Source organism: Streptomyces sp. NBC_01408 (assembly GCF_026340255.1).
Classification (GTDB): Bacteria; Actinomycetota; Actinomycetes; order Streptomycetales; family Streptomycetaceae; genus Streptomyces.
On record NZ_JAPEPJ010000001.1, the window covers coordinates 593,908 to 617,355 of the forward strand.

Consider the following 23,448-nt stretch of genomic DNA (forward strand, 5'->3'; position numbering starts at 1 on the left):
GGCCTCGGTTCACGGAAGTTGGAAGGTTTCGACCCGACTGTACGAAGGCCGGGCCGCTCCCTCTGAAGAAGCTCAAGTTCCCTCGCGCTCGCGACCGTCCCGCAGGACACTTGGGGCTCGTTGCCGGAGCTCTCTGAGGGGGATGCCGATGCGGGACAGCCATCGCGGCGAGGCCGAGCGGCTGTTGGGCCGGGCCGTGGAGGAAGAGGGCCGGCGGGCAGCGGGCGGCGCGGGCGGCCCAGGGGCGCCGGTCGACCGGGCGGCCCTGCTGGCGCGCGGCAAGGAGGCCCTGGACGCCCTCGCGGCGAGTGCGGCACCGGAGTACGAGGCCTACGTGCGGGCCCTGGACGAAGCGGCGGCCGGGAACGAGTCCCTCGGCGAGGCATTCCGCCGCAACAGCGCCTCGACTGCCCTGCTCGTGACGGCGGTCGCGGCGGCGGCCGCCGTCGGGGCGGACCTGGCGCTCGGCGTCGCGGCGGGCACGGCGCTGACCGCGGGAGCCGTGGCGGGCGTAGCGGGGGCGGCGGCCACGGTGGCGAAGGTGACGGCCCTGCACCTGCCGGCCGCGAACCGGCGGGCCGGCGAGCTGGGCCGGCCCGGCGGCCCCGAGCAGCTGAAGCTCCAGTGGCTGTCGGCGCTGGAGGTGCGCGGGATCCGCCCGTTCCTGGAGCAGCAGCGCACGGTGGCGGCAGCGGCGCGGACGCCCCGGCCCGCGCCCCGGCCCGCCTCGCCGCAGCTGCGCGGCACGGACCGCAGCGCGGAGGCCCGGCGGCGCAGCGTACTGGAGCAGTCCTTCGGGCAACTCCCCGACCCCGCCGGGGTGTTCGTGGGCCGGCGGGCGGAGCTGACCCGGATCGCGCAGTGGGTGCAGGCGGCGCGGGCCAGTACGGAGACCCGCCCGGTGGTGGTGGTCCTGCACGGCGAGCCGGGGGTCGGCCGCACGGCTCTGGCCCTGCGGGCGGCGCACGGGCTGCGGGACCAGTTCCGGGGCGCGTGCGTGGTGGACCTGCGGGGCGGTTCGCCCAGCGGGGAGGCCCCGCTGTCGACGCGGGAGGCGCTGCTGCACCTGCTGAACCGGCTGGGCGCGCCGCGCGAGCAGCTGCTGTTCCGCGAGGGTGCCTCGGCTGAGCAGCAGGTGCGGCGCCTCTGCGAGCTGTACCACCAGCACCTTCAGGGGCTGCCGGTGACGGTGGTGCTGGACGACGCGGTGGACGTGGCGCAGGTGCGGCTGCTGGTGCCGGAGCGGTCCGAGAGCCTGGTGCTGGTGACGGCGCGGGAGCCGATGGAGCTTCCGGCGGATCTGGCGGCGTGGGTGCACCAGCTGCCGGTGGAGCCGCTGGCGGAGGCGGACGCGGCGGAACTGGTACGGGGTTCGGTCGCGCCCGGTGCGGGTGCGCCGGTTCCGGTCGCGCCGGGTTCGGGTGCGCAGGGTGCGGGCGGGCCGGGTTCGGGTGCGCAGGGTGCGGGCGGGCCGGGGCCGGTCGCGCCGGGGCCGGTGGCAGCGGCGGCGGGCGCGGATGTCCCGGCCGCCCTGCTGGAGTCGGGCGGCGGGCTTCCGCTCGCGCTGCGGATGCTGGCCCCGCTGGCCCCTGCGGGCGAGGCCCCCTGGGACGGGCCCGGGGACGCGGGGGTGCACCCGGTGGAGCGTGCGCTCCGCGCGGCCGACGCACGGCTGGCCGAGCCCGCGCGGCAGCTGCTGCGGCGGCTTCCGCTGGCCGGGCGGGCCTCCCTCGGCGGGGCGGCGGCGGCCGCGCTGGCCGACGTACCGGAGCAGGCGGCCCTGCGGACGCTGGAGGAGCTGTGGGAGGCCGGGCTGATCGAACGGGTGCGCGGGCAGCGGTTCCGGATGCACGACGCGGTGCGCGCGTACGCGGCGGCGCGGCTGGCGGCGGACGAGGACCGCGCCGAGTCCGCGGCGGCGCACGGACGCCTGATCCGCAACTACGCGAAGCTCGCGGACTCGGTGATCCGGATGGTCGACGGGAAGATGTCGACGCGGGCGGACACGTTCCTGAAGGGCTCCGTCGGCGGCCACGGTTTCACCTCGCTGGACGCGGCGCTGCGCTGGCTGGACGACGAGTCGAGCTTCATCACGGCGGCGCTGCGGCACTCGGAGGGCGTGGACCAGCAGGCGGTACTGGACCTGCTGGGGGCGCTGTGCGACTTCTGCCTGCTGCGCGGGGACCTGTACCGGCTCGGTGAGATCGACGAGCTGACGCAGGCGGTCGCCGCCGCGGCCGCGTCGGACGACGGGAACGGCGCGGCCGGCGGCGGGCAGCAGGGGCGGCTGGTGCGGTCGGTGCGGTGGCGCACCGGCATCGCCGCGCGCCAGCTGGGCGAGCTGGACAAGGCACGGACCACGCTGACCTCGGTGGTCGACGAGTACATGGAGGCGCATCAGGAGGCGGGGGCGGCGATGGCGCTCGTCTCGCTCGGGATCACCCTCCACCACCAGGGGAACCTTCCGGAGGCGGCGGTCCGGATCCGCGAGGCGCTCGTCCTCCAGGAGCCGCCGGAGCTGGCGGGCGACCGGGCGTGGGGGCTGCACGCGCTGGCGGCCGTGGAGCGCGACCTCGCGCACCTCGGGGAGGCGACGGCGCTGCTGCACCGCTCGCTGGCGCTGCACCGGGAGAGCGAGAGCGTCCACGGGGAGGCGTGGGCGCACTTCCAGCTGGGCCAGGTGTACCTGCGGCTCGGCGAGGTGGCGAAGGCGGAGGTGGAACTGCGCCTGGCCCTCGACCTGTACGGGCGCACGCGCGACGACCGCGGCGAGGCCTGGGCGCTGACCCAGCTGGGCCGGGCCCGGGTGGTGGACGGGGATCCGGGGCCGGCGGTGGAGCGGCTGCGCGAGGCGCTGGTCCGGCACCGGGAGGCGGAGGACGCGCGCGGCGAGGCGTGGACGCTGTACTACCTCGGGCAGGCGCTGGAGGAGGGCGGCGAGCGCGATCAGGCCGTGCGGGAGCTGGAGCGGGCCCGGACGATGTTCTCGCGGATGCGTGACGTGTACGGGCTGGCGCACGCGCGGCACCATTCGGGTCGGGTGACGCGGGACCAGCGGGCGGCGCAGACGGGGAACCTGCGCAACTCCGGCTTCGCCCGCCAGCTGCTGGTGGACGCGCGGGCGGACTTCCGGCGGATCGGGCTGGCGCACGGCGAGGCGTGGACCTGCCTGGAGCTGGCGGTGGTGGACGCGGGCAACGCGAAGGTCTCGCAGGCGCTGGGGCTGTGCGAGGAGGCGGTACGGCTGTTCATCTCGTACGGGGACCGGCGAGGGGAGGACTGGGCCCGTTTCCTGCGGTGCACGCTGCTGCCCTACGCGATTCCCGGGGCTCCGGAGGAGGCGCGGGCGGAGCTGGCGCGGCTGGCGCAGGCGCCGCATCCGGCCCGGGACGGCCGGCTGGCGGACTGCCTGGAGACGTACGGGGTCGTCCTGGGCCGCGGCGTGGACCCGTCGGAGGGCTGGCAGGCGTGGCGGCTGGGACTGGTCCCGAACCTGCACGCGCGGGAAATCATGGGCGTCCCGGTACCAGCGCCGCCCACGTAAGGCCCCTGCGCCCCCGGGCAGCTCCCAGCCCGGCCCGCACCACCCAGCCCCGCCGGCGCTTGAGGCGCGGGGTCTGGGGCGGAGCCCCAGGGGCCTTGAGCCCGGCCCGCACCACCCAGCCCCGCGGGCACCATCAGCCCCGCCGGCGTTTGAGGCGCGGGGTCTGGGGCAGAGCCCCAGGGCCTTGAGCCCGGCCTGGGGTGGAGGCGGGGCCTACGGCGCCCGGGTGCCTTCGCCGGCGGAAGCGGAACCGGCGGGCGCCGCAGGCTCAGGCGCCTCCTGGAAGTTCACCCGGCCCATGTGCCGGCTCATGGACTTCATCAGGGCCCACACGCCGACGGCGAGTGCCGCGAACACGATGAAGCCCAGGATTCCGGGGGTCACCTTGTTCTTGTCGAAGGTGTCCCCGGCCAGCGGAAGGAGCTCGGTCAGTGCTGCCTGCGTAGCGCTCATAGCTACGCATTCTCCCGGATGCCCGCGAAGAGGTCGGACTCGGGGAGGGAAGTGTCGACGAGCGACTTCGCCAGCTCGTACTCCTCCGTCGGCCAGACCTCCTTCTGGACGTCCATCGGGACGCGGAACCAGCCGCCGTCCGGGTCGATCTGCGTGGCGTGCGCGATGAGCGCCTTGTCACGGATCTCGAAGAAGTCCGCGCAGGGCACGTGGGTGGTCAGGGTCCGCTCCGTGCGCTCGAACTCCTTCCACCGCTCCAGCCACTCCCCGTAGGGGGAGTCCATGCCGCGCGAGAGCAGTGCCTCGTGCAGGGCGACGGTGCGCGGCTTGTTGAAGCCCTGGTTGTAGTAGAGCTTCTGCGGCCGGTGGGCCGGGCCGAACTCGGCCTCGGGGAACTTGTCGGTGTCGGCCGCGCCGTCGAAGGCCACCATCGAGATCTTGTGGGTCATGATGTGGTCGGGGTGCGGGTAGCCGCCGTTCTCGTCGTAGGTGGTGATGACCTGCGGCTTGAAGGCGCGGATCTTCTTCACCAGCTCGCCGGCGGCCTCGTCCACGTCCGCGAGGGCGAAGCACCCCTGGGGCAGCGGGGGCAGCGGGTCACCCTCGGGGAGGCCGGAGTCGACGTATCCGAGCCACTCCTGCTCGATGCCGAGGATCTCGCGGGCCTCGTCCATCTCCTTGGCGCGGACCTCGTGGATGTTCTCCTCGATGTACTTGTCGCCCTGGAGCTTGGGGTTCAGGACGGAGCCGCGCTCGCCACCGGTGCAGGTCACGACCAGCACGGGCACCCCCTCGGACACGTACTTGGCCATGGTGGCCGCGCCCTTGCTCGACTCGTCGTCGGGGTGGGCATGGACGGCCATCAGTCGAAGCTGCTCGGTCAAGACGGATCCTCTGCAATTCGGCGCGGTCGCGGGCGGGCGACTCCTATATTGACTCCTCCCTCAGCAATCGAACGACGCGGGGGATTCCTGACCCACGCTGCCCGCCGGACCAACGGCCCGTCGGGTCTTCCGCGATCAGCATCAGCCGGGGTGAGACCAGCCCGGACGCGGGATGCACGAGCCGCAGGTCACGACCATGCTTGCGCGCCGTGTTGATCAGCTGACGCTTCGTGACGGAGATCGCCGCGTCGGGGACCAGCGGGTGAACTTGTGGATCACGTCGCGAACGGCGTCCTCGTCCGCCCGGACCGGGCGGGCTACGACCGGGCCCCGCTGCCGCCGGCCGAGGCCACCGGCGCCAGGCAGCCGCCCACCGGCATCTGCGACTCCCCTGTGGCCGCAGATGCCGTGCCGCAAGCATGGGCCGCCCAAGGCTCTTTGTGGAGTACTTTTCTAGAAACTTATTCCGGTTGCAGGGAGCACCAGATGCGGTCGGGCAGCACCTTCACGGCCTCGCCCAGATCGAGTTCGTACGTGCTGGCCAGCCAGCGCCGGGCGGCCTCCGCGACCGGGCCCATGACCAGCACCTCGACCAGCGGCATCGACAGTGGCCGGATCTCGCCCTTCTCCATGCGGATCCACATCCAGCGGCCCATGTCCGCGAGCATGACCTCCTTGGCCGCGCGAATCTCCTCGGCGTGTATCGCGAGGTATCCGGAATAGGCGGAGGCATGGAGGAACAGGGCGGCGTCCCGGTGTTCCTGGGTGAAGCGGAGGTACGCGCGCACCAGCGCCCGCACCCCCGTGCGGGCGGTCCGGGTCCGGGTGACGGCCTCCGTCAGGTCCTCGAAGAGCTGCCCCATGCAGCGGGTGTAGAGGGCGGCGGCCAGCCCGTCGAAGCTCCCGAAATGGTGATAGAGGCTACCCAGACTGACCCCGCTGGCCGCCGTCACGGCCTGGACGGTGAAGCCCTGCTGCCCCGACTCGACGTACACGCGCAGCGCGGCGGTCAGGAGCTGGTCGACGGTGGCCTCGCCACGCTGTTGCTTCACCATGGCGCCAGCGTAGAACACAATGGAACTACAATAATTTTCTAGAAAATCCCTCCACTCACCGGAGGGCAAGGTGTCCTGGGAGGGGCGGGCGGCATGGAGACGCTGAAAGCCGATGATCCATTACATGTGGGGCCTTTCAGGGCACTTGCCGTGCTCGGACAAGGCGGCATGGGTCGGGTCCTGCTCGCCGCCTCCCCGGACGGACGGCTCGTAGCCGTCAAGCAGATCCATACCCACCTTGCCTGCGACCCGGGATTCCGGGCCCGGTTCCGGCGGGAGGTCGCCGCCTCCCAGCGGGTCTCCGGGGCCTACACGGCTGCTGTGATGAATGCCGACGCGGACGCGCCCATGCCTTGGCTGGCCTCGGTGTTCGTGCCCGGACCACCCCTCGGTGACGTGGTCAGACGCGCCGGAGCGCTGCCCGAGGAGGCCGTGCGGCGACTCGCGACGGGCCTCACGACGGCGCTCACCGAGATCCACCGGGCGGGGCTCATCCACCGGGACCTCAAGCCGGACAACGTATTGATCGCCGAGGACGGCGTACGGGTCATCGACTTCGGTATCGCGCGGGCGGTGCGGAGCGAGAGCGGTACCGAGCTGACCCGGACCGGGTGGGTGGTCGGATCGCCTTCCTTCATGTCGCCCGAGCAGGCGGAGAGCGGGGAGCTGACGGCCGCCAGCGACATCTTCTCCCTCGGCTCGATCCTGGTGACCGCCGCGACCGGCAGGAGCCCTTTCACGGCCACGTCCACCCTGCGGACGCTCTACAACGTGGTGCACGCGGAACCGGACCTGAGCGCCGTCCCTGAGGGGCTGCGGCCCGTGATCGCGCAGTGCCTGGCCAAGGACCCGTGCGACCGGCCCACCCCGGCGGAGCTGCTCGACGGCCTCGGCCCGGTGACCGTGAGCGGCAGGCGATGGCCGCCCGAGGTGCACCGGATGATCGCCGAACGGAAGGCGGAGGTGGAAGTGCTGCTCGGCGGGGGTGCCGGTGGAGACACGGGCACCCTCGTCGCCTCGGAGCCCGAACCCGAGCCCGAGCCCGAGCCCGAGCCCGCCACCATCAGGCGGGATGTCATCGTCCGATCGCTCGGCGGGGCGCCGTCCTACCTTCCGGGTCGCCGTCGGTCAGGCCTGCGGTGGGTGGCCGCCGCGGTGGGCCTGGGCGCCGTCGTGGCGGTCGGCGGTGTCGCGGCCGCCCGCTGGGCTCACTCCGGCGAGGAAGCGGCGGGCGGGGCGCAGCAACAGACCCCGTCGGCTTCGGCGCCGCAGGCCACCGCCCCGGCCCCGGACCCGCTGGCACAGGTCCAGGACCGGTATCTGGGGAACAAGCCCCTGAGCTGTGAGGATGCCGATTTCTTCGGCGTCGTTCCCAAGGACTTCGACGCCCCGTCCGGCGGCCGCGTCCTGGAACTCGGGGACGCGTCCGGCGCGCCCTACGCTGAGAGCTCCTGCACCTGGAAGAACCGCTCGGGCGACACGATCTGGGTGCAGTGGAACCGCTACCCGACCCGGCCTGGTGTGAAGAGCGGAGCCCGGAGCGCCAAGCTCGGCCACGATGCCTACCGGATCGGAGCGACCGAGGCCAAGATCTCCTACGCGGAGGAGGGCCTCCGGATCACATCGTCCAACGGTTGCAGTGTGACCGCACGCGACGTGAACCTGCGGGTTTTCGTTGCAGTCTCTGGCCCGCACTACCCGGCCCGCTCGTGTGATGGCCTCTCCGCAGCGCTCGCCGCAAACGCGATCCTCATGATGGCCGGGCGCTGAGCCTGGACTCCTGGTGCTGTGGCTCGAAAGGGTGACTGACTGCATGTGTGGATCGATGCCGGACGGGAAGGGTGGATTCTTCCCGGGCTCAGGGCCGTGACATGCTCCTGTGACCAGGTGACCGGGTCGGAGCCGGAAGGCATCGGCCTCCACGGAGAGGAACGATCGATGAGCGCGGTACGCGAAGGCCTTCCCGAAGTCCGTTACGGCCGGTCGGCGGACGAGCGTGCCGATCGCAGGCTCAAGGTCGTCGGGTCGGTGCTGGGTGTCGTGCTGCTGGGTGTGGTCGGCTGGATCGGCTGGGGCTACGTCGCCGGTCAGGCCGTCAGCGCCGAGGTGATCAAGTTCCAGGTGGTCTCGGACACCGAGGTGAAGGTCCACCTGGAGGTCCGCAAGGACGCCTCGGCCACCGGGGTGTGCACCCTGAGCTCCCAGGACAAGGAGCACGGTGAGGTGGGTCGCGCGGACTTCACCTTCGCCCAGCCTCAGGCGCGGGTGGACGAGATGGTCTCCCTGAAGACGACCAGCCGCGCCACGATGATCGAGCTGATCGGCTGCCAGCCCGCCTCCTGACCCCCACCGGTCACCGGCGGGGCCCGGGCCGCAAGAGCGCCTCCGGTACGGGACGGTGTTGCCGGAGAGCTGCCGGGGAGCCCCCGGGGAGCCGCCGGACGTGCGCGAACCGCACGATTCCCGCCTCGGGACGGGCACGCTCCGGGACGCGGCCCGGGGGCAATGAGCGTCGAGGGTCCTCCCCCTTTTCTTCCCGAATTGTTAGGCTCGTGGTTTCGTCCGCCGCTGGCGGCTATGTAGTCCCCCTGTACCGACGAGGAGCACCCGTGACCCAGACGAGCGAAAGCGTCACCTGGCTGACCCAGGCGGCGTACGACCAGCTGAAGGCAGAGCTGGACTACCTCTCTGGTCCCGCACGCACGGAGATCGCCACGAAGATCGCAGCCGCCCGCGAGGAGGGCGACCTGCGCGAGAACGGCGGTTACCACGCGGCCAAGGAGGAGCAGGGCAAGCAGGAACTCCGGGTCCGCCAGCTGACGCAGCTGCTGGAGAACGCCAAGGTCGGCACCGCTCCCGCGGCCGACGGCGTGGTCGCCCCCGGCACCCTCGTCAAGATTGCTTTCGACGGCGACGAGGACGACACCATGGAGTTCCTGCTGGCCTCCCGCGAGTACGCGTCCTCGGACTTCGAGACGTACTCGCCGCAGTCCCCGCTGGGCACCGGAGTGATGGGCAAGGTCATCGGCGAGGACGCCCAGTACGAGCTGCCGAACGGCAAGAAGGCCTCGGTCAAGATCCTTGACGTCAAGCCCTTCACCGGCTGATCACCCTCATCCGTAGACGCAAGAATGCCCGGCCGGATCGGACAGATCCGGCCGGGCATTCGTGCGTGAGGCCCCCCGTCGCGCTCGCGGCGCGCCGGTCGGCCCCGCGGGCCTACGCGGTCGCCGAGCGGTACTTGCGTACGGCGAGGGACCGGAAGACCACGACGATCAGCACCGACCAGAGCACGGACGCGAGGACCGGGTTCTGCATCGGCCAGGCCGCCGGGGCCTCGTATCCCGGCGGGAGGTTGCCGAAGAGTTCGCGGGCCGCCTGGACGGTCGCGCTGAAGGGGTTCCATTCCGCGATGTGCCGCAGGAAGGTCGGCATGTTGTCGGAGGGGACGAAGGCGTTCGAGATGAACGTCAGCGGGAAGAGCCAGATCAGCCCGCCCGAGGTGGCCGCCTCCGGGGTGCGCACCGACAGGCCGATCAGGGCGCCGATCCAGGAGAAGGCGTAGCCGAGCAGGAGCAGCAGGGCGAAGCCGGCGAGGACCTCGCCGATGCTGGTGTGGGTGCGCCAGCCGACGAGCAGGGCCACGACCGCCAGGACGATGAGGGTGAGCGTGGTCTGGACGAGGTCGGCGAGGGTACGGCCGGTGAGGACCGCGCCGCGGGCCATGGGCAGCGAGCGGAAGCGGTCGATCAGGCCCTTGTGCATGTCGTCCGCGATGCCCGCGCCCGCGCCGGCCGTGGCGAAGGTGACGGTCTGGGCGAAGATGCCCGCCATCAGGAATTCGCGGTAGGCCTCCGGGGAGGTGTTGCCGCCGACGCTGATCGAGCCGCCGAAGACGTAGCTGAACAGCACGACGAACATCACGGGCTGGATCACGCCGAAGATGATCATCTCGGGGATGCGGGACATGCGGATGAGGTTGCGCTTGGCGATCACGAGGGAGTCGTTGACGCCCTGGACGATGCCGCCGCGCGGCCGCGGTGCCGCAAGTTCTCGATTCGGGGAGGTGCCTGGACTCGGGGAGGTGCCCGGGTCCGGGGAGGTGATGGTCACTTCGCCGTCTCCTTAAGCGCCTTGTTGTCCTTGTCCTTGCCCTTGCCCGTGCCCTTGCCCCTGCCGTCGCCGTCCGCCGGCGATTCGCCGTTCTCCTCGGCGGCGAGCTCGGCCGCGTGGCCGGTCAGGGAGATGAACACGTCGTCGAGGGTGGGACGGCGCAGGCCTATGTCGTCGATCTCGATGCCGCGGGCGTCCAGCTCGCGGATGACCTCGGCGAGCAGCTTGGCGCCGCCCGCCACGGGCACGGTGAGCTTGCGGGTGTGGTCTTCGACCGTGGTCTCGCCCTTGCCGAAGCCCGCGAGGACCTCGCGCGCGGTGGCCATGTGGCCGCGCTCGTGGACGACGACCTCCACGCGCTCTCCGCCCGTGCGGGCCTTGAGCTGGTCGGAGGTGCCACGGGCGATGACCTTGCCGTGGTCGACCACGCAGATGTCGTGCGCGAGGTGGTCGGCCTCCTCCAGGTACTGGGTGGTGAGCAGCAGGGTGGTGCCGCCGGCGACCAGTTCCTGGATGATTCCCCACAGCTGCTGGCGGTTGCGCGGGTCGAGTCCGGTGGTCGGCTCGTCCATGAACATCACGGGCGGGCTGACGACGAGGGCGGCCGCGAGGTCGAGGCGCCTGCGCATGCCGCCGGAGTAGGTCTTGGCGGTGCGGTCGGCGGCGTCGGCGAGGTTGAAGCGTTCGAGCAGTTCGTCGGCGCGGGCCTTCGCGGCCTTGGCCTTCATCTGGTAGAGCCGGCCCACCATCTGGAGGTTCTCGCGACCGGTCAGGTACTCGTCCACGGCGGCGAACTGGCCGGACAGTCCTATGGCGCGGCGGACTTCGTTGGGGTGCTTGAGCACGTCGATCCCGGCGACGACGGCCTTGCCGCTGTCGGGCCGGAGGAGGGTGGTCAGGACGCGTACGGTCGTGGTCTTGCCCGCGCCGTTGGGGCCGAGCAGACCCAGGACGGTGCCTTCGGGGACGTCGAGGTCCACGCCGTCCAGAGCCCGTACATCGCCGAAGGTCTTGACCAGACCTTCGGCGTAGATGGCGCCTGGCATAGGGATTCTCCCAGTGTGAATCGGGCCGGCGAACCGGCACTTTTCTAGGCACAACACATGTCGCCGAGTCGCTCTCGCTCGGTCGTCCGGGGGATCCCCCCGCTGCCCGGCGGGCACACTATCGCGTCATATCGCGTTCCGCCATGGGAAATGCCTCCGCACAACCGCGCGAGGCCTCCCGGACCGGCCGGACGGCCGGCCTATCCCGTGACCTTGTACCCCGCGCCGTGCAGCGCCCGCGCGACCTCCGCGCAGTGTTCCGGGCCCTTCGTCTCCAGGTGCAGTTCCACCTCCACCTCGGTGAGCCCGAGCCGCGGGTCGGTCCGGACGTGACTCACGTCCAGTACGTTCGCATCCACCACTGACAACACCGCCAGGAGCCCGGCGAGGGCCCCCGGCCGGTCGGCCACGCGCAGCCGCAGCGACAGGTACCGGCCCGCCGCCGCCATGCCGTGGCGCAGGATCCGCTGGAGCAGCAGCGGGTCGACGTTCCCGCCGGACAGGACTGCCACCACCGGTCCCCCGCCGTACAGTTCGGGCTCGCTCAGCAGCGCGGCGACCGGGCTGCACCCGGCCGGCTCGACCACCATCTTGGCCCGCTCCAGGCACAGCAGCAGGGCGCTGGAGAGCGCGTCCTCTGAGACCGTACGCACGTCGTCGAGCAGCTCGCCAATGATTTTGAAGGGGATGTCGCCGGGGCGGCCGACCTTGATGCCGTCCGCCATCGTCTGCGGGTCGTCGATCGACACCGGGTGCCCGACCTTGAGCGAGGGCGGGTACGCGGCCGCGCCCGCCGCCTGCACCCCGATGACCCGTACGTCGGGCCGCAGCGCCTTCACGGCGACCGCGATTCCGGCCGCGAGTCCGCCGCCGCCGATCCCGACGAGGATCGTGCGCACCTCGGGGCACTGCTCCAGGATCTCCAGGCCCACCGTGCCCTGGCCCGCGATGATGTCGTGGTGGTCGAAGGGGTGGATGAACACCGCCCCGGTGCGGTCCGCGTACTCCTGGGCGGCGGCGAGGGTCTCGTCGACGACCTGGCCGTGCATCCGCACCTCGGCGCCGTACTCCTGGGTGGCGGCCACCTTCGGCAGCGGCGCCCCGACGGGCATGAACACCGTCGAGCGGACCCCGAGGAGCGAGGAGGCGAGGGCCACGCCCTGCGCGTGGTTGCCCGCGCTGGCCGCCACGACTCCGGCGGCCCGCTGCTCGGGGCGCAGGCCCGCGATGCGTACGTAGGCTCCGCGCAGCTTGAAGGAGCCGGTGCGCTGGAGGTTCTCGCACTTGAAGTGGACCGGTGAGCCGGTGAGCGAGGAGAGGTGCCGGCTGCCCTCGATGGCCGTGACCCGGGAGACGCCGGAGAGCATCTTCTGAGCCCCCCGGACGTCGTCGAGGATGACCTGCGGGACGGGCGTGGGCACTCGGTAGTTCATGCCGCCAGTCTCGCAGCCGGTCCGCTGCGCGGCGCGTGGCCGATCCGGCCTGGCCGGGCGCCATCCAGCCCCGGCGGGTGTCATCCGCCTCGCCGGGCGCCATCCAGCCTCGCCGGGCCCGATCCAGCCCCGCCGGCGTTTGAGGCGCGGGTCCGGGCGGAGCCCGGTGCCCGGCGGAGCCGGGTTTCCTGGGGCGCTGCCCCAGACCCCGCGCCTCAAACGCCGGCGGGGCTGGATCGGGCCCGCGCCTCAAAACGCCGCAAGGCTGGATGGGGCCCGCGCCTCAGCCGCGCAAGGCTGGATGGGGGCCCGCGCCGCCAACGTCAGCGGGCTCGCAGGGTGGGCGAAATCCGGCCATCCCGGGCGGGCCCGCGGCCTCGCTCCTCACCCGCCGTATCAGTTCTCAAACGGGGCGTACGAGCCGCCGCACGGCCGCGTACTCTGTCCCCCATCCTTGTCGGACCCACGCGAAGAGAGCCCACGGCCATGCCTTCCATCCCGGCCAATTCCGACCTGCCCGCGGCGGCCGGAGCACCCGCCGCAGCCGGTCTCCTCGACGCGCTCCAGCACCAGGTGGCGGTCTTCGCCCGCCGCGCCGAGCAGACCCGCCTGGGCGGTGTCGGCCAGGCCCGCAACTCGATGGACCGCGCCGCGTACCTCCTGCTGAACCGGCTCGACCTGGAAGGCCCGATGGGCGTCAAGGCGCTCGCCGGCGGCATGGGCATCGACTCCTCCACCGTGACCCGGCAGGTCGCGCCGCTGGTCGACAGCGGTCTGGTCAAGCGGACCTCGCACCCCGAGGACGGCCGGGCCGTGGTCCTCGCGCTGTCCCCGCGCGGGCTCGCGCGGCTGGAGGAGGTCCGTTCCTCACGGCGCGAGCTGATGGCCCGGGTGACGGAGGGCTGGAGCCAGGAGGAGCGCGAGTCCTTCACCGGGCTGCTGACCCGCTTCAACCTGTCGCTGTCGGAGCTGATGGCGGCCGTGGCCGAGGCCGGCCCGGCGTCCTGAGCGCGGTGAACCTGCCGTGAGGCAGCTGCGTCCGACCTCTTGACCCGGGTGGTCCCGCAGGCCGCACTATGTGGCCTGTGGAGCAACGGCCGGGGCCCTACGGGGAGTTCGAGGCCTTCGTCGCGGGTGCGGCGGGGCGGCTCCTGCGTGTCGCGGTCCTGCTGACCGCCGAGGCGGAGACCGATGCCACCGCCGCACGCCGGCTGCTGGGCGGCGCGCTGGCCCGTACGTACGCGAACTGGCGGCGCCTGCGCGGGGACGACCCGTACGACTACACGCGCCAGGAGCTGTGCACCGCCTTCGCCCGCACCGGCTGGCGCCATCACGGGGGCGTCGGCGTCCTCGCGCGGCTGAGCCCGGCGGAGCGGCTCGTGCTCGTCCTGCGGATCTACGAAGGGGTCGCGGAGGAGGTCACGGCGGCGCAGCTGGGGCTGCCGGCCGAGCGGGTCCGGGTGCTGTGCAACCGGGCCGTGCACGCGCTGCGGTCCGGCCCCGGCGGGGTACGTCCCGCCTCCGGCCAGGGTGCGGCGGGCGCCGCATGAGCTCCCGGGACGGCAAGGAGGCGCAGATCAGGCGACTGCTGGACGGCCCGCAGCCGGTGGTGCCGGCCGATCTGGCGGCCGGGGCCGCCGCGCGGGGCGACCGGCTGCTGCGCCGCCGCCGCGCGCTGCGGCGGCTGGGGTGGGCGGTCCTGTTCGCGGCGGCGGTGGCCTTCGCGGTGTGGGCCTCGCTGACCCAGCCGTGGGTCACGCCGTCGAGCGGTGTCTCCCCGCCCCTGGAGGGCTGGTGAGCGCCGCTCCCTTCCCGCCGGGCGTCCGGCGGGAAGGTTTCAGCGGGTCGCGGGGGGTCAGCCCAGGGCCTGGGTGAGGTCCGCGAGGAGGTCGTCCGCGTTCTCGATGCCCACCGAGAGCCGGACCAGGTCCGCCGGGACCTCCAGGGCCGAGCCGGCCACCGAGGCGTGGGTCATCCGGCCGGGGTGCTCGATGAGGGATTCGACGCCGCCCAGGGACTCGCCCAGGGTGAAGAGCTTGGCGCGGTTGCAGACCTCGACCGCCGCCTCCTCGCCGCCCGCGACCCGGAAGGAGATCATCCCGCCGAAGTTGCGCATCTGCTTCGCGGCGATCTCGTGGCCCGGGTGCTCCGGCAGGCCCGGGTAGAGGACGTGCGTGACCTTGGGGTGGCGGGTCAGCATGTCGGCGACCTTCGCCGCGTTCTCCGCGTGCCGGTCCATGCGCACGGCCAGGGTCTTGATGCCGCGCAGCACGATCCAGGAGTCGAAGGGCCCGGCCACGGCGCCCATCGCGTTCTGGTGGTAGGCCAGTTCCTCGCCCAGCGCCTCGTCGGCGGTGACCAGCGCGCCGCCGACCACGTCGGAGTGGCCGCCCATGTACTTGGTCAGCGAGTGCACGACCACGTCCGCGCCGAGCGCGAGCGGCTGCTGGAGGTAGGGGGAGGCGAAGGTGTTGTCCACGACCAGCTTGGCGCCGGCCGTGCGCGCGATGTCGGCGACGACGGCGATGTCGGTGATGCCGAGCAGCGGGTTGGAGGGGGTCTCGACCCAGATGACCTTGGTCTTGGGGGTGAGGGCGGCGCGTACGGACGCCGGGTCGGAGGTGTCGGCCACCGACCACTCGACGCCCCAGCGGGAGACGACCTTCGCGAAGAGGCGGAAGGTGCCGCCGTAGGCGTCGTTCGGGATGACCACGTGGTCGCCCGGGGAGAGCAGCGTGCGCAGCAGGCAGTCCTCGGCGGCGAGCCCCGACGCGAAGGCGAGGCCGCGCCGGCCGCCCTCCAGCGCCGCGAGGTTCTCCTCCAGCGCGGTACGGGTCGGGTTGCCGCTGCGGCTGTACTCGTAGCCGCCGCGCAGTCCTCCGACGCCGTCCTGCTTGTACGTGGAGACCTGGTAGATCGGCGGTACGACCGCGCCGGTCAGGGGGTCGGCCGTATTACCCGCGTGGATAGCGCGGGTCTCGAAGCTCTGGTGCTCGTGGCTGTCATCGCTCATGGGCAGAGCCTAAGCCGTCCGGATCGGCTGCCCCACCTGGCGGCCACCCCCTGTTGGCCCCGGGTGCCCTGCGTCTGGTTCGCTTGGAGGCATGGAGATTCTGTTGTTCCTGTTCGCGATCGGGCTGCTCGTGGCCATCGTCGTTCCCTTCGTACGGCGTGGCCGCGGCGGTATCCGTCAGGTCGCGCCCGGCAGCCCCGACGCCGCCGACCCCGAGAACTACGGATTCGTCCGGCAGGAGCAGCTCGACATCCGGGTGCCCGGGCCCGACGAGGACCTGATGGACGCCCTGGGCAACGTCCAGCGCAGCGGCACGTGGCAGGCGGCCTCGCAGCTGCTCGCCGGGACCCCGAAGGAGGGCGAGCAGCGCTGGCAGCGCGTGCAGGCCTTCGGCGGGGCTGCGGCGCTGGAGCTCGTACAGCAGCCCGGTGTCGGCGCGCAGTGGCTGAAGGCCTGGCGGCTGGAGGCGGAGAAGGACGCGGGCGGCGCGCAGGTGCACGCCGAGCTGCTGGTGCAGCAGGCGTGGCGGCACTCGGGCGGGGTGGGCTCCGCCGACCACCGGATCATCCTGGAGGAGGCGCGGGACGCGTGCCGCAAGGCCGCGCTGCTGGCGCCGGGCGACCCGGTCCCGCACATCGCGGAGCTGGCGATCGCGCGCGGCCTCGGGTACTCGGAGGCGGAGTTCGACGCCCTGTGGGCGAAGGTGATCGACGTGGCGCCGGCGCACATGGGCGCGCACCTGGCCGCGCTGCACTACTGGGGCGAGAAGTGGCACGGCTCGCGGGAGAAGGCCGACGCGTTCTCGCACGCGGCCGCGGCCCGCGCCCCGCAGGGCTCGCTGCTGGCGGCGCTGCCGCTGTTCGCCGTGTACGAGAACACCCCGGACCTGGTGCTGGCCGGGAGCTTCTACCAGAGCGCGGTCGTGACGCGGGCGGTGGAGGGCGCGCTGTACGCGGTGCACACGGCGCGGCAGGACGATCCGATGCTGGCGCACGTACGGCACATGCTGCTGATGTTCCTGGTCAACATGGAGCGCTGGGCGGAGGCCATGGAGCAGGTGCGGCACGTGGACGGCTGTGTCGGCGCGCTGCCGTGGTCGGCCTCGGCGGACCCGGCGGCGCAGTACGCGGTGTTCCGGGCGCTGGCGGTGGCGGGGTACGAGGCGAACGGCGGCTCCCCGGCGACGCTGCCGCACTGAGGCCGTGCCGGCTGCCGCACTGACGTGGTGCGGCTGCCGCCGGGCCGGGCCTCCGTACGGTGTCGCCGCGCCGGTGGCGGCTGCTCCAGGGCCGTTGCCGGCGGGGGCCACTGCCACTGGGGCCACCGGGGCCGCTGCCACCGGCCCGCCGTCCGGCTGCCGTCGTACTGAGGCGGCCGTACCGAGGCGACCGTAGGGGCTCCCGTACGGCAACTCCCGTGCCGGGCCCGCCCCTCCGGAGCCGGTGGCGCGCCGCGCCGGGGCGGCCGGGCGGGGCCGTGACCGGCGGCCGCGCCCCACCAGCGAAAACCCCTGGCCAATAAAGTTGCTGTAAGTGACCTTCAGGCCGCATGATTCCGGCCGTGATCTCCCTGCGGAACCGGCGCTCCGGCATCCTCGCCAATCGGTGGGCGCGCACCCGGTTCGAACCCGCCGATTTCGGCCTCGTCCCCCGCGAACAGCTCGACCCGCGGCGCGGCGGCCCCGAGACGGACCCCGGCCTGCGCGCCGAGCGCAGCCGCGTCGCCGACGCCGCGTACGAGGGTGACTGGCGCCCGGCGGCCGCCCACGTCCGGGCCGCGCAGCCGGCCGACTGGGACGACCGCTGGTCCCGGCTGGAACTGCTGCTCCAGCTCGCCGCGTCCGACGACCGCTGGCTCACCGACTGGCGCACGGCCGAGCCCTCCGACGCGGACGCCGCGACCGTGCACGCGCAGCAACTGCTCCGCCGCGCCTGGGCCGTACGCGGCTCGGCCTACGCCAAGGACGTGCCCGACGGCGACATGCGGCAGTTCATGGCGACGCTGCCGGCCGTGATGGCCGCCTCGCAGCGGGCCGCCGAGCTGGCCCCCGCCGACCCGGGCCCCTGGGTCGTCATGATCACGGCGGCGCGGGCGATGAGCTACTCGCGCGGCCAGTTCGGCGACCTGTGGCGCAACCTGACCAAGCGGGCCCCGCACCACACCGCCGCCCACTGGCAGGCCCTCCAGTACTGGTGTGCCAAATGGGGCGGCTCCGACGAGGCGATGCTGGACTTCGCCCGGCGCGCCGCCCTGAGCGCCCCGGCTGGGAGCACCCTGCCCGGCATCTACCTGCACGCCCTCACCGAACTGCGCACGAAGCGGCCCGGCGCGGACCCGGCGCTGCTGACGGCCGTCGCCGAACGGCTGGACACCGTACGGGAGGACCACGAGGACCTGCCGCGGCTGCGCCACCTGCTCGCGCACCACCTGCTGCGTTCGGGGCTGCCCGGCGCCGCGCTGGAGCAGTTCCGCAGGATCGGCCCGTACTGCGGGGCCGCACCGTGGAACGCCGACCCGGCGGGCCCGGTGGCGGCCTTCGACCTCGCCAGGGGCCTCGCGGCCCACGGCGCCCGCGGCTGACGGCCTCGGCCGCCCCGCTGCCCGAGTGCCCTTTCTCCTTACCCCTGTCCTTCGCCGTCTCCGTCTTCATCCCGTGGGGAGATCTGTCCATATGGGCGCTTCACTGCGCGCCACGCGCGCCCTCGTCCTGCTCGCAGGCTTCTACCTGCTCGGCCTCGTCCTGCTGGCCGTCCTCGCCGGCGCCGACCTGGCCGCCGTCACCTGGCTGCACGGCCCGGCCTCCGTCAAGGTCCTCATCGTCTCCGTCGTCCTCGCGGTGCCGATCGTGCGCGGCATGTTCATGCTGCGCACCCCCAAGGGCGAACCGCCGGCCGGCGTCCCCGTCACCGAGGCGCAGGAGCCCGCCCTGTGGCAGGCCGTGCGCGAGGTCGCGCAGCAGGTCGGCACCCGCGCCCCCGACGAGATCGTGCTCATCGGCGAGGTCAACGCGGCCGTCAGCGAGGACGCGGAGCTGCTGGGCCTGCGCTCCGGCACCCGGCGCCTGTACATCGGCCTGCCGCTGATGACGGGCCTGGACGAGATGCAGCTGCGGGCCGTGCTCGCCCACGAGATGGGCCACTACGCCAACCTCGACACCCGCCTGACCCCGCTCATCGCACGCGGCCGCGCCCAGCTGATCCGCACCATCGAGCACTTCAACGCCCGCGCCGAGAACAAGGTCGCCAAGGAGCGCGCGAAGCAGGAGAAGAAGGCCGAGAAGCGGATCGCCAAGGGCAAGCAGGCCAAGGAGGTCGACACCACGGGCGACGGCGCGATGTACCGCGCGATGGCCAAGCTGTACACGGCGTACGCCAAGTTCTACATGCGGGCCACGCTCTCCTCCGCCCGCCGCCAGGAGCTCGCCGCCGACCTCGCCTCGGTCCGCGTCGCCGGGCGCGACTCCGCCGCGTCCGCACTGCGCGAGCTGGGCGCCCTGGGCTCGGCGCACGAGTTCTACATGGGCTCGTACGCCACCCTCGGGGTCGGCGCCGGCCTGCTGCCCCCGCCCGGCCAGGTCTTCGGCGGCCTGCGCAGCCTTCTGGACGCCCGCTCGGAGGAGCTGGACGAGCTGCGCGAGGAGCTGTCCACCGAGCCCGCCTCCCCCTACGACTCCCACCCCGCGCTCGCCGACCGCGTGGCCCGCATCGAGGCCCTGCCCGACGACGGCCGCACCGGCCAGAGCGCCCGCCCGGCCCTGGACCTGCTGTCCGACGCCGACGCGGCGCTGGCCGCGCTGGAGCAGGCCGTCCTCACCCCCGAGGCCCTCGCGCTCCAGCGGGTCGGCTGGGACGAGCTGGTCCACGCGTCGATGACCCTGTACGTCGGCCAGGGCGCGCAGGACGTCCGCGAGGTGCTCACCGCCGAGGGGGCGGGCCCGGACCTGGGCACGCTGCTGGACGCCGTCGACGCCGACCAGGCGGTGCGCTGGCGGATCACCGAGCACTTCCCGAAGTCCGAGAAGGCGCAGGCGGCCACCGGCCGCACGGCCCGGGAGTTCGCCCGCCCGGTACTGCGCGGCGCCCTGAACCAGCTGGTCACCGTCGAGCTGACGGCGCGCGGCGCGGCCCGCTGGCAGATGTCCTGGGCCGACTCGGCCACCCTCACCTACCCCGTCCCCGGCTTCGAGGACGAGCTCGGCCCCGCCCTGGACTCGGTGACCGCCGACCAGTGCGACACCGAACCCCTGCGAAAGCTGGTACTCGCCCCGTGATCATCGCCCTCGCCGTATTCGGCGTCATCCTCCTCGCCGGGGCCTTCAAGGTCCTGCGCGGCGTGTACTACATCCGCAAGGCCAGGGCCCTCGAAGCGGAGATCGGCGTCCTGAACGGCCGGACGCAGACCATCGAGACCGAGCAGGAGGACGCGGAGGAGGCCGAGCGGGCGGCCACGGCCGTCGCGCAGGGCTTCGTACCGGAGGCCGACCTGGACACGGACAACCCGGCGCCCGTGCCGCCGGAGCGGACCGCCGCGCTGGCGGCCGCCCAGGCGGGCGACTGGGCGGCCGTCGCCGCCTACATCGAGGCGGCCGGTCAGGACTGGCAGGAGCGGATGGAGCGGGTCCGCCCGCTGGCCGAGGCGGCCGCCGAGGACGACGCGTGGCTGCTGGCCTGGCGCGCGGCGCGGCCCTCGGACCCCACGGCCGCGCTGCTCAACGCCGACACCTCCGTGCAGGTCGCCTGGAACGTACGGGGCTCCCTGCGCGCCAGTCACACCACCCAGGAGCAGTTCCGGCTCTTCCACCAGCTGCTGTCCAAGGCCCAGGGGGACGCGCACGAGGCCCAGCGGCTGGCCGATCCCGCGGACCCGACCCCGTACATCGCGGAACAGGCCATCGCGTTCGGCCTGGGCTACTCGCACGAGCGCTACCGGGAGCTGTGGGAGGAGATCACCACGCGCGCCCCGAAGGTGCTGTGGGCGCACTACACCGCCCTGCAGTACTGGTGCCGGAAGTGGTGCGGCTCGCACGAGCTGGCGCTCGCCTTCGCCCAGCGGTCGGCGGCCGCGGGCGCGCCCGGCGACCTGCTGTCGCTGCTCCCGCTGATCGCGTACTTCGAGAAGCAGACGGACGAGGACGACCTGTCGGTCGACACCTACTACAAGGAGCCGGAGATCCTCGCCGCGGTGGACGCGGCGCTCGCGGACCTGGCGGCGGCCGGCGCCGACCACCCGCAGGCCCCGCTGCTGCGGCACATGCTGGCGTACCTGCTGTTCTGGCAGGACCGGGACGCGGAGGCGGTCGAGCAGTTCCGCCACATCGACGGGCACATCGGCGCCATGCCGTGGTCGTACGTGGGGACGCCGAAGCGCCGCTACCTGTACGCGCGTGACTTCGCGGTGTCGCTGGTCGCGCGGGACGCCTGAGCGGGCGCCGCTCGCACGACGGCACCTTACGGAACGGTGACGTGGGCAGGGCCGGGGGCGGGCCGGGGAATCCCTGCCCGCCCCCGCCCGTTGACATTTCCACAAGGAGGGAATCCATGTTCTCGTACCGCCGCACGCCCGAGCTCCCCACCCGCGAGGAGGCCCTGAAGGGCCGCCCGGAGCCGCTGTTCCCCGTCCCCGGCCGCCACACCGTCCTCGGCAACCCGCTGGCCGGCCCGTACCCCGCCGGACTGGAGGTCGCCGACTTCGGGCTGGGCTGCTTCTGGGGCGCCGAGCGCAAGTTCTGGCAGACCCCGGGGGTGTGGACCACCCTGGCCGGCTACCAGGGCGGCTTCACCGAGAACCCGACCTACGACGAGGTCTGCTCGGGCCTCACCGGCCACACCGAGGTCGTCCGCGTGGTCTTCGACCCCGAGGTCGTCCCGTACGCGGCCCTGCTGAAGCTGTTCTGGGAGTCGCACGACCCCACCCAGGGCTTCCGCCAGGGCAACGACGTGGGCACCCAGTACCGCTCGGCGGTCTACACCCACTCCCCCGCCCACCAGGCGGCGGCCGAGGGCTCCCGCACGGCCTACCAGCGGGTCCTGACGGCCTCGGGCCACGGCGAGATCACCACGGCCGTCCTGCCCGCGTCGGAGCGCCCCTTCTGGCCCGCGGAGGCCGCCCACCAGCAGTACCTCGACAAGAACCCGTCGGGCTACTGCGGCATCGGCGGCACGGGCGTCTCCTGCCCGATCGGCGTGGCGACGGCGGAGTAGCCCGCGCGGCTCATCCTTTCGAGTGGGGCCCCGGAGTTTCGCTGGGTACGCTGGCGCCGGGGCCCAGAATCTCGCCCATGGGAGCAACCGTGTCGACCTCGACCGCCGGGCAGCCGCTCATCCCGCAGCCGCCCGCCACCGTGACCGCGCTGCGGCAGGCCGTCGCACAGGTCGCCCCGGCTGCCCTGCCCGCGTTCACCCGCGAACTGGACCAGGCCGCCGACCAGTCCCGGCAGGGCTCCGACCTGGCACCGCTGCAACGGTTCATCACGCAGTGGGCGGCTTACGTGTACATCCAGCGCCAGCCGCATCTGGCCGCGGAGTTGCGCCGCTGGGAAGAAGCTGCCGCCACAGGTGACGCGACGCAGGTCCGACGGGCGGCGGCCGAGATCGGCAGAATCCTCGACGCGACCCACGCCGCCCTCACCTCGCCCCGGCCGTGAGCCTCGGCTGGCGCTGGGAGTACGACCCGGACCACGCCCACGTGACCGGCGGCATTCCCGCCTCGGTCGTCGCCGAGGTCGAACGGCTGGCGGGGCAACTCGTCGACTTGGCCGACATGGGGGTCGACCTCGCCGAGATGGGCAACGGCCCCCGGCCCGGCGGCCTGCGTCGGATGGACGCCGCCGACGGCTGGTTCTACTTCCTCGCCGCGCCCCGGGCGCGGCTGATCGTCGTGGTGCGGATCGTGCCGCCTTTCGAAGCGCTGTAGGCCAGGGCCGGGGGTCCGGACTTCCTCGTCTAGATCTTGCACTGGAACACGGCCGCGCCGCGTTCGCGGCGGTAGCCCAGGGCCTCGTTGACCGTCCGCATCGGGGTGTTCTCGTCCGCCACCGTCGTGGCGATGGTGCGCAGGGCCGGATACCGCCCGGCCGCCTCCCGCAGCATGTGCTGCTTCACGGCGCGGCCGAGGCCGTGGCCGCGGTGGCCGGGGAGGACGGCCGTGTCGTACTGGAGCGCCCGCGGGCCCGACGGGTCGGGCAGGACCAGGACCGTGTACGCGGCCACTTCGCCCGCGTCGGTCACCGCCGCGACGGTGGTGAGCTCACCGCCCCGGTCGAGGACCAGCCGCTGCATGGCGCGCACCCGTTCCGTGCCCCAGTCGGCGATGTTCTGGTCCATGTCCCCGGTGGGCGCGTCCTCCATCGCCTGGTGGGCCACGGCCAGGGCCTGCACCCGGTCGTCCGGGGTCAGGCCGGGCCAGGTCAGCAGGGTGTAGCCCGGCGTGACCGGGACCTCCACCGCCCGCGGCTGCGGGACGTCCTGTACGTACCAGTCCATCGGCAGGACGTTCTCGAAGCCGAGGGACTCCGCGAAGGCCTGCCCGGGTCCTCCCAGGTCGGCCACGGTGGCGACCGAGGTCCGGCCGTCCGCGAGCAGCTCCTCGCGTACCCGCTCCCACAGGGCCGTGCCCACGCCGCGCCGCCGCGCGTCCGGGCGTACCGCCAGCACGTCCAGGAACGCGGTGTGGCGGTTGGCCTCCTCCGAGAACAGCAGCAGGCCCGCCACGCCCGCCCCTTCGTCGGCCGTCAACAGCACGGCGCGGCCGCGGACCGGCGTCACGACCAGCCGCCCGGCGGTCTCCACCCGGGCGGGCGGCGGCAGGTCGGGCAGGTCGGCGGCCGCGGCGGCGACGAGCACCGCCAGCCAGCTGTCCACCTCCGCGTCGGAAGGGGGCAGGGTGAGGGAACGGATCGTCATGTCCCG

The 23,448-nt window shown here is 73.1% G+C and carries 22 protein-coding genes and 1 pseudogene; 14 read left to right on the plus strand and 9 right to left on the minus strand.

Going from position 1 to position 23,448, the window contains the following annotated elements; translation table 11 throughout:
* The first annotated feature begins 148 nt into the window (after positions 1-148).
* Positions 149-3,544, plus strand: coding sequence for a tetratricopeptide repeat protein (locus OG447_RS02675; protein ID WP_266934571.1), 3,396 nt, complete (start codon positions 149-151; stop codon positions 3,542-3,544).
* 213 nt (positions 3,545-3,757) lie between these two features.
* Here OG447_RS02675 and OG447_RS02680 read toward each other — a convergent pair whose 3' ends face one another.
* The 4 genes and pseudogenes from OG447_RS02680 to OG447_RS02695 form a co-directional block, all read right to left on the minus strand.
* Positions 3,758-3,997, minus strand: a complete 240-nt coding sequence (locus tag OG447_RS02680) for a hypothetical protein (protein ID WP_266934572.1) — start codon at positions 3,995-3,997, stop codon at positions 3,758-3,760.
* Positions 3,998-3,999: 2 nt separating this feature from the next.
* Positions 4,000-4,881 carry a mycothiol conjugate amidase Mca gene (mca, locus tag OG447_RS02685; RefSeq protein ID WP_266934573.1) on the minus strand — a complete coding sequence of 294 codons (882 nt, stop codon included), beginning with the start codon at positions 4,879-4,881 and terminating at the stop codon, positions 4,000-4,002.
* Positions 4,878-5,131, minus strand: a pseudogene (locus tag OG447_RS02690) (hypothetical protein); the annotation flags it as partial. The gene mca and the pseudogene OG447_RS02690, both read right to left, overlap by 4 nt.
* Before the next feature lie 211 nt (positions 5,132-5,342).
* Positions 5,343-5,936 (minus strand): TetR/AcrR family transcriptional regulator, encoded by a 594-nt coding sequence (locus OG447_RS02695; protein ID WP_266934574.1) that lies wholly within the window; start codon positions 5,934-5,936, stop codon positions 5,343-5,345.
* Between the two features lie 93 nt (positions 5,937-6,029).
* On the opposite strand from OG447_RS02695, the gene OG447_RS02700 reads away from it, so the two are divergent.
* The 3 genes from OG447_RS02700 to greA all read left to right on the plus strand — a co-directional run bounded on the left by OG447_RS02700 (position 6,030) and on the right by greA (position 9,043).
* The gene (locus tag OG447_RS02700; RefSeq protein WP_266934575.1) at positions 6,030-7,706 is read left to right on the plus strand and encodes a serine/threonine-protein kinase; all 1,677 of its coding nucleotides are present in this window, start codon (positions 6,030-6,032) and stop codon (positions 7,704-7,706) included.
* A gap of 168 nt (positions 7,707-7,874) precedes the next feature.
* Positions 7,875-8,279, plus strand: coding sequence for a DUF4307 domain-containing protein (locus OG447_RS02705; protein WP_266934576.1), 405 nt, complete (start codon positions 7,875-7,877; stop codon positions 8,277-8,279).
* 266 nt (positions 8,280-8,545) lie between these two features.
* Entirely contained in the window at positions 8,546-9,043 is a 498-nt protein-coding gene (gene greA / locus OG447_RS02710) for a transcription elongation factor GreA (RefSeq protein WP_266934577.1), read from the plus strand.
* A 112-nt stretch (positions 9,044-9,155) separates the two neighbouring features.
* Here the strand turns inward: greA and OG447_RS02715 are convergent, their stop codons facing one another.
* The 3 genes from OG447_RS02715 to ilvA all read right to left on the minus strand — a co-directional run bounded on the left by OG447_RS02715 (position 9,156) and on the right by ilvA (position 12,528).
* Positions 9,156-9,959, minus strand: coding sequence for an ABC transporter permease (locus OG447_RS02715; RefSeq protein ID WP_266938721.1), 804 nt, complete (start codon positions 9,957-9,959; stop codon positions 9,156-9,158).
* Positions 9,960-10,045: 86 nt separating this feature from the next.
* A complete protein-coding gene (locus tag OG447_RS02720) occupies positions 10,046-11,095 on the minus strand; it encodes an ATP-binding cassette domain-containing protein (protein ID WP_266934578.1) in 1,050 nt (349 codons plus the stop codon).
* 200 nt (positions 11,096-11,295) lie between these two features.
* Positions 11,296-12,528, minus strand: coding sequence for a threonine ammonia-lyase (gene ilvA, locus OG447_RS02725; protein ID WP_266934580.1), 1,233 nt, complete (start codon positions 12,526-12,528; stop codon positions 11,296-11,298).
* 486 nt (positions 12,529-13,014) lie between these two features.
* Between ilvA and OG447_RS02730 the strand changes: the two genes are divergently transcribed.
* From OG447_RS02730 to OG447_RS02740, 3 genes are all read left to right on the plus strand, one after another.
* Positions 13,015-13,536, plus strand: a complete 522-nt coding sequence (locus OG447_RS02730; protein WP_266934581.1) for a MarR family winged helix-turn-helix transcriptional regulator — start codon at positions 13,015-13,017, stop codon at positions 13,534-13,536.
* A 68-nt stretch (positions 13,537-13,604) separates the two neighbouring features.
* The gene (locus tag OG447_RS02735; RefSeq protein ID WP_266934582.1) at positions 13,605-14,078 is read left to right on the plus strand and encodes a sigma factor-like helix-turn-helix DNA-binding protein; all 474 of its coding nucleotides are present in this window, start codon (positions 13,605-13,607) and stop codon (positions 14,076-14,078) included.
* Positions 14,075-14,326: a hypothetical protein gene (locus OG447_RS02740; protein ID WP_266934583.1), complete on the plus strand. Its 252-nt coding sequence runs from the start codon at positions 14,075-14,077 to the stop codon at positions 14,324-14,326. The genes OG447_RS02735 and OG447_RS02740 overlap by 4 nt, the downstream gene beginning before the upstream one ends.
* Before the next feature lie 57 nt (positions 14,327-14,383).
* Here the strand turns inward: OG447_RS02740 and OG447_RS02745 are convergent, their stop codons facing one another.
* Complete coding sequence (locus OG447_RS02745) at positions 14,384-15,541, minus strand: cystathionine gamma-synthase (protein WP_266934584.1); 1,158 nt, start codon at positions 15,539-15,541, stop codon at positions 14,384-14,386.
* Positions 15,542-15,632: 91 nt separating this feature from the next.
* Between OG447_RS02745 and OG447_RS02750 the strand changes: the two genes are divergently transcribed.
* From OG447_RS02750 to OG447_RS02780, 7 genes are all read left to right on the plus strand, one after another.
* The gene (locus OG447_RS02750; protein ID WP_266934585.1) at positions 15,633-16,739 is read left to right on the plus strand and encodes a hypothetical protein; all 1,107 of its coding nucleotides are present in this window, start codon (positions 15,633-15,635) and stop codon (positions 16,737-16,739) included.
* A gap of 362 nt (positions 16,740-17,101) precedes the next feature.
* On the plus strand, positions 17,102-18,121 hold the full coding sequence (locus OG447_RS02755; RefSeq protein WP_266934586.1) for a hypothetical protein: 1,020 nt from the start codon (positions 17,102-17,104) through the stop codon (positions 18,119-18,121).
* 91 nt (positions 18,122-18,212) lie between these two features.
* On the plus strand, positions 18,213-19,811 hold the full coding sequence (locus OG447_RS02760) for a M48 family metallopeptidase (protein ID WP_266934587.1): 1,599 nt from the start codon (positions 18,213-18,215) through the stop codon (positions 19,809-19,811).
* A complete protein-coding gene (locus tag OG447_RS02765; protein ID WP_266934588.1) occupies positions 19,808-20,962 on the plus strand; it encodes a hypothetical protein in 1,155 nt (384 codons plus the stop codon). The genes OG447_RS02760 and OG447_RS02765 overlap by 4 nt, the downstream gene beginning before the upstream one ends.
* A gap of 116 nt (positions 20,963-21,078) precedes the next feature.
* Positions 21,079-21,741, plus strand: coding sequence for a peptide-methionine (S)-S-oxide reductase MsrA (gene msrA, locus OG447_RS02770; protein WP_266934590.1), 663 nt, complete (start codon positions 21,079-21,081; stop codon positions 21,739-21,741).
* A gap of 89 nt (positions 21,742-21,830) precedes the next feature.
* On the plus strand, positions 21,831-22,184 hold the full coding sequence (locus OG447_RS02775; RefSeq protein ID WP_266938722.1) for a DUF6247 family protein: 354 nt from the start codon (positions 21,831-21,833) through the stop codon (positions 22,182-22,184).
* Positions 22,181-22,453, plus strand: coding sequence for a hypothetical protein (locus OG447_RS02780; RefSeq protein WP_266934591.1), 273 nt, complete (start codon positions 22,181-22,183; stop codon positions 22,451-22,453). The genes OG447_RS02775 and OG447_RS02780 overlap by 4 nt, the downstream gene beginning before the upstream one ends.
* 29 nt (positions 22,454-22,482) lie before the next feature.
* Here OG447_RS02780 and OG447_RS02785 read toward each other — a convergent pair whose 3' ends face one another.
* Positions 22,483-23,442 carry a GNAT family N-acetyltransferase gene (locus tag OG447_RS02785; protein WP_266934592.1) on the minus strand — a complete coding sequence of 320 codons (960 nt, stop codon included), beginning with the start codon at positions 23,440-23,442 and terminating at the stop codon, positions 22,483-22,485.
* Positions 23,443-23,448: the final 6 nt, after the last annotated feature.